The sequence below is a fragment of the Clostridioides sp. ES-S-0001-03 genome, assembly GCF_020676075.1.
Lineage (GTDB): Bacteria > Bacillota > Clostridia > Peptostreptococcales > Peptostreptococcaceae > Clostridioides.
This window is the reverse complement of sequence record NZ_JACVWJ010000005.1, coordinates 449,153-459,545: the sequence shown is the minus strand read 5'-3', so window position 1 is coordinate 459,545 and position 10,393 is coordinate 449,153. Positions and strand designations below refer to the sequence as shown.

The 10,393-nt window shown below is 27.6% G+C and carries 10 protein-coding genes and 1 other annotated feature; of the genes, 7 read left to right on the top strand and 3 right to left on the bottom strand.

All coding sequences use genetic code 11. The features are described from left to right. The first annotated feature begins 184 nt into the window (after positions 1-184). From IC174_RS13135 to thrS, 7 genes are all read left to right on the top strand, one after another. Complete coding sequence (locus IC174_RS13135) at positions 185-1,189, top strand: BMP family ABC transporter substrate-binding protein (protein WP_227433602.1); 1,005 nt, start codon at positions 185-187, stop codon at positions 1,187-1,189. Positions 1,190-1,229: 40 nt separating this feature from the next. Continuing rightward, on the top strand, positions 1,230-2,339 hold the full coding sequence (locus IC174_RS13130) for a BMP family ABC transporter substrate-binding protein (RefSeq protein ID WP_227483088.1): 1,110 nt from the start codon (positions 1,230-1,232) through the stop codon (positions 2,337-2,339). Between the two features lie 67 nt (positions 2,340-2,406). Next, on the top strand, positions 2,407-2,868 hold the full coding sequence (locus IC174_RS13125) for a hypothetical protein (protein WP_227483087.1): 462 nt from the start codon (positions 2,407-2,409) through the stop codon (positions 2,866-2,868). 161 nt (positions 2,869-3,029) lie between these two features. Beyond that, a complete protein-coding gene (locus tag IC174_RS13120) occupies positions 3,030-3,791 on the top strand; it encodes a DUF6873 family GME fold protein (protein ID WP_227483086.1) in 762 nt (253 codons plus the stop codon). 2 nt (positions 3,792-3,793) lie between these two features. After that, positions 3,794-4,612: a putative sporulation protein YtxC gene (locus tag IC174_RS13115; protein WP_227433598.1), complete on the top strand. Its 819-nt coding sequence runs from the start codon at positions 3,794-3,796 to the stop codon at positions 4,610-4,612. Between the two features lie 248 nt (positions 4,613-4,860). Beyond that, positions 4,861-5,463 (top strand): DUF445 domain-containing protein, encoded by a 603-nt coding sequence (locus IC174_RS13110; protein ID WP_227433597.1) that lies wholly within the window; start codon positions 4,861-4,863, stop codon positions 5,461-5,463. Between the two features lie 207 nt (positions 5,464-5,670). After that, positions 5,671-5,908 (top strand) — a binding site (T-box leader). A gap of 63 nt (positions 5,909-5,971) precedes the next feature. Continuing rightward, the gene (gene thrS / locus IC174_RS13105; protein ID WP_227483085.1) at positions 5,972-7,891 is read left to right on the top strand and encodes a threonine--tRNA ligase; all 1,920 of its coding nucleotides are present in this window, start codon (positions 5,972-5,974) and stop codon (positions 7,889-7,891) included. Positions 7,892-8,139: 248 nt separating this feature from the next. Here the strand turns inward: thrS and IC174_RS13100 are convergent, their stop codons facing one another. From IC174_RS13100 to IC174_RS13090, 3 genes are read right to left on the bottom strand one after another with little or no spacing between them, the layout of a single operon-like run. Further along, positions 8,140-9,201: a DUF4097 family beta strand repeat-containing protein gene (locus IC174_RS13100; protein WP_227483084.1), complete on the bottom strand. Its 1,062-nt coding sequence runs from the start codon at positions 9,199-9,201 to the stop codon at positions 8,140-8,142. Further along, complete coding sequence (locus IC174_RS13095) at positions 9,194-9,871, bottom strand: TMEM198/TM7SF3 family protein (protein ID WP_227483083.1); 678 nt, start codon at positions 9,869-9,871, stop codon at positions 9,194-9,196. The genes IC174_RS13100 and IC174_RS13095 overlap by 8 nt, the downstream gene beginning before the upstream one ends. A gap of 11 nt (positions 9,872-9,882) precedes the next feature. Beyond that, positions 9,883-10,203 (bottom strand): PadR family transcriptional regulator, encoded by a 321-nt coding sequence (locus tag IC174_RS13090; protein ID WP_227433593.1) that lies wholly within the window; start codon positions 10,201-10,203, stop codon positions 9,883-9,885. Positions 10,204-10,393: the final 190 nt, after the last annotated feature.

Sequence of the window (10,393 nt, the reverse complement as noted above, 5' to 3'; positions counted from 1 at the left end):
AGTAAATAGTATGTAAAAGTAAATAGTATGTAAAAGTAAATAGTATGTAAAAGTAAATAGTATGTAAAAGTAAATAGTATGTAAAAGTAAATAGTATGTAAAAGTAAATAGTATGTAAAAGTAAATAGTATGTAAAAGTAAATAGTATGTAAAAATGTCACAAAAATATAAGGAGTGGATTTTGATGCGTTTAAAAAAATTGTTGGTATTAATGTTAACTGTAGCAATGACTGCTGGAATGTTAGTTGGATGTAGCAGTAATTCAAGTAATAATTCTAGTTCTAATCAAGATAATAAAAATAAGCTAAGTAACAAAGAAAATTCAAAAAAATCTGTATCTATGATATTAGATATTGAAGGGTCAAATAATGGAGTCATGAATAATTCAGCTTTGTTAGCGTTAGATACTGCACAAAAAAATCTTAACATAGATACAAATAAAGTGGAATCAGAGGATTCATCAACTTTTTCTAATAGCATAGATATTTTATGTAATGATAATACTGACTTGATTATAGCTGTTGGTTCTAGATTTGCAAAGCCTCTAGAAAAGATAGCCAAGAAATACCCAAAGCAACAGTTTGCCATTGTAGATTATGAGTATGACAAACAACCATCTAATATAACTTCAATTTCTTTTGAGGATAATAAGACTGGATATTTGGCTGGATTAGTTGCTGGAAAGATGACAGAAACAGATAAGGTTGGTTTTATAGGTGGAGTAGAGGGTTCTAGTAGAAATAAATTTGAATCTGGCTTTAAAGAAGGTGTTAAATTTTCTAATAGCAATATAAAAGATATTTCAGTTGAGTATGTAGATATTTTTAAAGATAGTAAATCTGCTGAATCTGTTGCTAAAAAAATGATGGATAGTGGAGTAGATATTATTTTTTCTAATACTGAAGATGATTCAAAGAGTGTAATAAATATGGTTAGAGCAAAGAATAAAAAAGTGATAGCAATTAATAAAGATCAGCATGAGTTGGCTCCAGAAAATGTTATAAGTTCTATTGTAAAGGACTTTGAAAAACCTACTTATGACTTAATACAAAGCTTTGTAAAAGGAGATTATAAGGGTGGTAAAGTTATAGAAAATACAATGAAGTCTGGAAGTACTGGACTTGCTCAAAATAGTTCTCAAAATATTCCTCCTGATGTGTTAGAATATGTAAATAAGAACAATAAATAATTTATAGAGACTTCATGTTCTATGTCAGGGAGTGAGTTTTGTGAAAATAAAAAGGATATTGATGTTTTGTTTTGTCATACTCTTTACAGTTTTTATACTATTTATCTGTAATTTTGATTTTGGATTTAATAGAGTAAATAATAATTCTAATATAAATAATAATAAGTCTAAACAAAGTGAATCTAAGAATGTGTCAACTTTGTCTGATAAAGATAAGTCAAATAGTGAAAGTAGCAATGATGAGGATGAATTGGAAGATGATTCTTATGTAAGAAAAACTGTTGGAGTATTGTTAGATACTGAAAATTTAGGTAATGAATCGTATAATAATAATGTACTGTCAGCTTTAAAAAGAGCTGATGAGGATTTTGATATTAGAGAGAAGATTGAAAGACCAAAGACTTTTAATGACTTTGCAAATAGCATAGAAAAATTATATAAATATGAACCAGACTTGATAATAGCAGTTGGAACTAGATTTGCAGAACCGATTAAACAAGCTGCTACAAAATATCCAAAACAGCAATTTGCAATAGTTGATTATAATTATAAGGTTCAACCAGCTAATGTAATTTCTGTATCATTTCAAGATAATTCCACTGGATATTTGGCAGGTCTTATTGCAGGAAAAATGACTGACACTGGTAAAGTAGGATTTATAGGAGGGGTTGAAGGCTCTAGTAGAGACAAATATGAATCTGGATTTAGAAAAGGTCTTAAAACTTCAAATAAAAATGCTGATTTATTGGTAAAGTATGCAAATGTATTTGAAAATCCTGAGTCAGCTAGAACTATTGCAAAAGAAATGAGAGATTCTGATAGAGATGTTGTATTTTCAGCCACAGAGGATGATGGGAAAAGAGCTATTCAGGTAGCTAGAGAAAATGGTGGTAAAGTTATAGCTATTAATAAAGACCAATATGATATGGCTCCAGATAATGTAATAAGTTCGATTGTAAAGGATGTAGAACAGCCTGTTTATGAATTGATACAGAATGTTGTAAAGGATGGTTTTAAGGGAAGTAAAGTCATGGAGTTTAAGATAAAAGATGGAGAAATTGGACTTACTCCAAATAGCAATAGAAACATACCACCAGATGTTTTGGAATATGTAAAAAAAGAGTACAATAAGGTGAAAGATACATACTAATTATTGCTGAAGATGTGTATAGTATTTGTGTAGAATGTTATAATTATCTATAGAGGAGTTGATACATATGGAAGACAAAATTTTGCAATTTCTAGACAAAATGCAAAACAGTATTAACGACAGATTTGATAAATTAGAAAACAGATTAGATAAGGTGGATACAAGACTAGATAAAATGGATGCTAGATTTGATGAGATAGACATAAGACTAGATAAAATGGATACTAGATTTGATGAAGTAGACATAAGACTAGAGAAGATGGGTACTAGATTTGATGAAGTTGACATAAGACTAGATAAAGTAGATGCTAGATTTAATGGAATAGACTCTAGATTAGATAAGATAGAAAATAATCTAGTAGAAATTAAAAAAGATTTAAAAGACACAAAGGTAGAATTAGAATATACAGAAAAACATGTTGTAGCTGTTAAAGGAGACACACAAGAGATAAAAAGAGACTTAAATAAAATTGAAATAGTAACAGAAAGCAATTGGAACGATATAGCTAAATTAAAATCAATTAGATGATAGAGTAGAGTTTTTATAAAAATTTATCAAAAAAAACATTAATTAATTTAGATTAATTACATAAAAGTCCAATAATAAGTGTGTAAGTAGAAAAAATCTACTGCACACTTTATTTATATTCAAATAAAAAATTTATCAAAAAAAATAAAAAGGAGTAAAAAATGGAATTTACAAGAGAGCCATTTATACTAGATGACGATTTGTGTCTAGCTTTGGTGGACAAAAGAATTAGTTATCTAATGGAAAATGAATTAAAATTAAGAAATATAGAAATAATAAAAACAATAGAATGTAAAGAATTATATGAAAGTATAAAATATCACCCAGATATATGTATTTGTAATTTAGGAAAAGGAGATATAATTGTTGCGCCGAATGTATATAATCAATACAAAGAGTTATTAAGTAAACATAAATTTAATATAATTAAGGGAGAAGCTAATTTATCAAATAAATATCCTTATGATATACCTTACAATATTGCTATAGTTGGTGATTATGCCATACACAATTTTAAGTACACTGACAGAGCGATACTAGATTATATTGAAAATAATAAACTTAAAAAGATAAATATAGAGCAGGGCTATTCTAAATGCTCAATCTGTATAGTAGATAGAACATCTATAATAACATCAGATAAAGGTATTTGGAAAAGCATGAAGAATACAGAAATAGAGTGTTTATTAATAGAAAAAGGTCATATAAATTTATTTGAGATGAATTATGGATTTATAGGTGGATGTACAGGGTTAATTTCTAAGGATAAACTAGCTTTTTGTGGAGATGTTAAAAAACATCCTGACTATGAACGTATAAAAAGTTTTATAGAAAGTAAAAACAAGAAGATAGTTACACTTAGTAGTGAAAATTTACTCGATATAGGTTCTATAGTTCCTCTCATGACGAGAAAGGAGCGATAACTTTGGTTGAGAAGGATAATATTTCTTCTATGAAATTTTTGAGGAATAATAATGTAAATGATAGATTAATATATACAAATGACATTGTAGAAGTCGTAATTGATTCTGCAAAGCAAGAAGTATTAAATAAGAAGATACTTAATGGTACTAAAACTGAACAAAGAGCTCTAAATATTGATGAAATATCTACAGAAATAACTAGTATGATAATAAGTATAATGAAAGAGAAACTTTTAAAAGAATACATTCTAAAATGCTATGGGCGTACATATCCTGAAGATAAAAATAATATATACATATATTCACTAAACATATTTGCTAAAAAAGAGATTTTTATGAGAGAAACAGTATTTACAAGGGTTAGGAACTATATAGAGGAAAATGATTTTATAAATGTCGAAGGTTTTATTAGATTTAGAATGAGAGAATTTATGAAATATATTTCTGCTATAGGTGATATTGCAGTTGAAGAGTATTTAATAAAAAGAGACCAAGATGAGTTTATAAGAGTTTTAAAATATTTTATAGATACTCAAGAAGAAAAGATAGATTTACTTAAAGTTCATATAATGGAAGATAATACATTTATTTTATACGATAAAAATGGAAATAAAATAGACAGTATAGATGATGAAGAAATTATAAATATGGTCATAAGAGAAAATTTAAATTATGAGGACTTTTTAATAAGTACCTTATTAACTTTATGCCCTAAGAAGATAGAAATATTAGATTTATTAAATAACAATTGCTCAAAGGAAATCATAGATACAGTAGAAGCAATTTTTGAAAATAAAGTTAGTATAATTATGGAAAATTAGAATTGAAAGATATAATTTAAGATTTGAAAAGATAGTTAAAAATAAAAATATACTCAAATTACAGATAAATCAGAGTTAAAAGATAGTAAAATACAACTAAAATAATAAAAATAAAAATTAGAAATCAAAAAATTCTTTTGAAATCGACACGAAAGACTTATAATTGTATATAAAGCTATAATATAACTAGAGTTATTAAAGATAAAATATAGCTAACAAATATACAATTGATAAGGAGAAGTTTTATAATGGATAATTTAATTAGGATACTAATATTAGCTGTTATTGGTGGATTTATAGGTTATGTCACAAATGTAGTTGCTATAAGACTGATATTTAGACCAATAGTACCTATTAAGATACCTATTTTAAATATAGAGATAGTAGGTCTTATACCAAAGAGAAGAGCAGAAATAGCAGCAAATGTAGGTGAAATAATTCAAAACGAATTTCTTTCAATGGACGAAATACTTGCAAATATCATTACTGACGAAGATAAGGAAGAAGTTGTAAGATACATAAAAGCAAGGGTGAAAATTATCATACATGAGAAAGTTTCATTTATACCAAGCAGTATAAAGAACATGATTCAGGACTATTTAGGAGATATAATTGAATCTGAAGTGAAACAGAGCATAGATGAATTGAGCAAAAATATAATAAATAAAGCAAATGAGCGTATAGATATACAAAAAATGGTCGAAGATAAGATTAATGAACTAGATTTATATGAACTAGAAGAAATAATCATAAGAATAGCTAAAAATGAATTAAAACATATAGAAATCTTAGGTCTTGTATTAGGTTTCTTAATAGGTATAGTTCAAGGATTAGTGACTATATTTATCTAGTTATATCTATCATGCATGTAGATATGCTTTAAAAATTTAAAATTAGTGAAAATATTATAATATTACTATAAATCAAAAGATTAAATTAATATAAAATATAAGAATATTAGTTTAAAATTGATTGAGATGAAAAATAATGGGTAATTAATATATTACATTAATGTTGATTGATGTATGACTATCTGTTATAATGAAAATATATCAAAAATTATAGTGTTGAAGAGGAAGAGTAGAGTGGAAACCATTCACAGAGAATCTGGGTCTATGGCTGAAAACCCATGTAATAGGTCTATTTGAAAACTACCTTGGAGCTGAGCTTATTAGCAATATTTGTTTTACACGATTTGTGAAAGTGCTCGGGTGACTACCTTATAGTCATCAAGAGGGTTGTATATATTTGTATACACCAACTTGGGTGGAACCGCGAATTAATATCGTCCCAAATATATTTGGGGCGATTTTTTATTACAAAAAAATTAAAAATTATCTCAATAAGGAGGAAAAAACAATGATTAAAGTTGCTTTAAAAGATGGTTCAATAAAAGAATTTGAAAATGCTCTTTCTGTTATGGATGTGGCTAAATCCATTAGTGAAGGATTAGCTAGAAATGTGGTAGCAGCATCTGTGAACGGAGAGGTTGTAGGTCTGGACCACATGATAGATAGTGATTGTGATTTAAACTTATTTAAATTTGAAGATAAAGAAGGAAAAGACGTTTTTAGACATACATCAGCACATATGTTAGCTCAAGCTATAAAGAGACTTTACCCAGAAGCAAAACTTGCTATAGGGCCAAGTATAGAGAATGGATTCTATTATGATATAGATTTAGAACATAGATTAGTTCCAGAAGACTTGGAAAAAATAGAAGCTGAAATGAAAAAAATAGCTAAAGAAGATTTAAAAATAGAAAGATTTGAACTTCCTAGAAATGAAGCTTTAGAACTTATGAAAGAACAAGGAGAAGATTATAAGGTAGAGCTTATATCTGATTTACCTGAAAGTGAAATAATATCTTTCTATAAACAAGGTGATTTTACTGATTTATGTAGAGGACCACATTTACCATCTACTAAAAAGGTTAAAGCTGTTAAATTACAAAGTGTAGCAGGTGCATACTGGCGTGGTGACGAAAAAAATAAAATGCTTCAAAGAATCTATGGAACTTCTTTTGAAAAAAATAAAGATTTAGAAGAGTACCTACACTTATTAGAAGAAGCTAAAAAAAGAGACCATAGAAAGTTAGGTAAAGAATTAGGTTTATTTATGATACCTGATGAAGGTCCTGGATTCCCTATGTTCTTACCAAAAGGAATGGAACTTAAAAATGAATTATTAAAATTCTGGAGAGAAATACACAGAAAAGCTGGATATATTGAAATAGAATCTCCAATTATATTAAACAGAAAATTATGGGAGACTTCAGGTCACTGGTATCATTACAAAGAGAATATGTATACAGTTAAAATAGATGACGAGGATTATGCTATAAAACCTATGAACTGTCCTGGTGGATTAATTTACTACAATTCTCAATTACACTCATATAGAGATTTCCCAATGAGAGTTGCAGAACTTGGTAGAGTTCATAGACATGAGTTATCTGGAGCATTACAAGGATTAATGAGAGTTAGAGCATTTACTCAAGATGATTCACATATATTCATGTTACCAGAACAAATCAAAGATGAAATAAAAGGTGTAGCTAATCTAATAGATGGTATTTACAAGACTTTTGGATTTGAATACAATCTAGAATTATCTACAAGACCAGAAAATTCTATGGGAAGCGAAGAAGAGTGGGAAGCAGCTGAAAATGGATTAAGAGAAGCTTTAGAAGAGTTAGGTCTACCATATACTATAAATGAAGGTGATGGGGCATTCTATGGTCCTAAGATAGACTTCCATTTAAGAGACTGTTTAGGAAGAACTTGGCAATGTGGTACTATCCAATTAGATATGCAACTTCCAAGACAATTTGATAATACTTATATTGGACAAGATGGTGAGAAACATAGACCAGTTATGATTCATAGAGTTGCTTTTGGTAGTATAGAGAGATTTATAGGTATATTAATTGAACATTATGCTGGCAAATTCCCAGTTTGGTTATCTCCAACTCAAGTTAAGATACTTCCTATATCTGATAAGTTTATGGATTATGCTAATGAAGTTAAAAAAATATTATTTGATAAAGGTATAAGAGTTGAATTAGATGATAGAGCTGAAAAAATTGGATTTAAAATAAGAGAGGCTCAACTTGAAAAAGTTCCTTATATGTTAGTAGTAGGTGAAAAAGAAGTAGCTGAAAATAATGTTTCTGTAAGATCAAGAGATAAAGGTGAAATAGGCAGTATTAAATTAGATGAGTTTATAGCTAGTATTTCAAAAGAAATTGAGTCAAGAGAAAGTGTTATTCAAAACTAATATATAAAATAAAGTTAATTGATATATAAAATGTTAACTTGTGTATAGATAGATATTTTCTGTATAGATAAGTATCTTGTGAATAAATAATTATAATTAGAGGCACATTTAGTCATATTTTTTATGATAATGTGCCTCTAATTTTTGCTTATAAGATATAAAGATTTATCTTTGTGTAATTTATATAACTTTTTAATGTATATTATCTTTATGTAGTTTATACAAAGCTTTAATATCGCTATTTTTTGTTAGTTATTTTTTATAATATTTAAATCGGCACTTGTAGTATCCACATACATCTTTGCAGTCCCATTTTTATAAACATATGAATCGCCATCCTGAAGTAATTTAAAACTACTATTTAAATTACCAGAGACCTTACTAAAATCTAAGGTAAATCCTGAATTCTCAGGAATATACAAATCAATATCACCAGAAGTAGTATCACATTTGAAAGAAGACAACATTGCACTTGAATTAATTTTTATATCTCCACTAGTTGTCTCAGATTTGATATTGGAAAATTTACCCTCTATATTAACTTTACCAGAAGTTGATTCGCATATAAGATTCTTATTGTCCATATTTTTTAAATCTATATCTCCACTTGTTGTATTTATCTTCAAATCATCAGTTTTACCAGAAAGTTGAATTTTACCAGATACTGAATTACAGGTAACACTTTTACTATCAAGTTTTTTTATGTTGATATTGCTACTAGTTGTCTCTAAAGTCATTTTGTCAATCTTACCATACATTTCTATATTACCTGAAACTGATTCAATATACGCCATGTTACTTTTAAGATAAGTACTATATATATCTGCTGAAGTAGTAGATACATTTATATTGTTATATAATTTTTCAGGTAAATATAGTTCAAGTACTGTTGATTTTGGAAGTCCAATTCCAATGAAGAATTTTTTTGCAGAATTATCAATGATAGAAAGGGTATTACCATCAACCTTTATTTTTGCAATCTTTTTCCTTGAAAAATTAGAAGGAGCTTTTTGAATTAATTTGATTTTATTAGAATCACTCTTTAAAACTCTAACTTCACCTGAAATCCAGTCAACATCAATATTATTTATTTTATTTGAAAAACTCTCACTTTTAACAGTTATATACTTATCATAATTTTTATTAGAGGATAAAAAACTTTCATTTTTAACTGAACCTTTAATCAAATCTTTGACATCATATTTAGATGAAGTAATAGTATTTGTAAGGAAAATAATAAATATTATAGAAAATACTATAGCCACAATACTCCAAACAATAATTTTTATTTTTAAAAATTTTTTATTCATATTTATCATCATCCTCCGCGTCTTTTAATTGTAGTACACCTTCGACTATATGAATTCCCGCAGCACCTATTATGAATATTATCCATGAAAAGCTCCAAGCATCAAAACATATATTAACAATTAAAAAAATGCCAACTATTATCATCCAATATGCACTCATAAATGATTTATAAGCAAGATTTGTACTTTTAGTTTTTACTCTCCATTCTTTGAATTCTTCTACAATAGTATCATCAGATGGACTATAGTTTTGCTTTGTCATTCCATTGTATACTAATAGACCTGTTCCAACTGCTATTAATATAAACATTGGAAGACTAGCCAGAGTTGGTTGGATACCCAAGTTTACAATTAAAACAGCAGTTAAAAATGGACTTATTATAAAAAGAGCAATTGCTATTGATACTCTCAAAGCTCTTTTTTTTCTTTCTTCAATTAATTCAGAAGACATAAAATATGGTTCTTTAACACTTTCAATTAATTCAGATAAATCTCCAATCCCAGATATTACTGAATTATATGCTTCTTGCTTTGACTTACCATTTTGTATTTGGTCGCTGTATTTTTCTTTTAGATTTTCGAATAGTTCATCTTTAAGTTCTTTGACCTTTCTTGTTTCTTTAACTTCTGTAAAGCTTTGTTCAATATAATCATGTATTTTGTCTAACATATTTTCACCTCCTAAATTAATGTGTCTATTAACAATTTTGTATTATCCCATTCTTCACGGCTTTTTTTATATTTTTCTCTACCTTCGCTTGTTATAGAATAATATTTTCTTCTAGCACCAGTAGCCTCATCACCCCAATAAGATGTTATTGCACCAGATTGTTCAAGTCTACGAAAGGCTGTGTATAAGGTTGCTTCTTTTAACTCATACAAGCCTTGTGTTTTTTCTAATATAGATTTATTAATCTCATAACCATAGCTATCTTTTTCAAGTAAATGCTTTAAGATAATTGTTTCTGTATGACCTCTTATCATATCAGATGCGATTTTCATAAACATCACCTCCGTTTAAGTATATAATACTTTTATATACCTCGCCTGTCAATGTATTTCGTGTGATAAAATTTATTTTATTATAATTCTTACAGTTTTATATCGTTTTAGGAGAGAATTACATACTAAATCATATGAAAAACGTACTTTTATAGTTATTTATAGAGAAATGATGTTGTTATTAAATTGG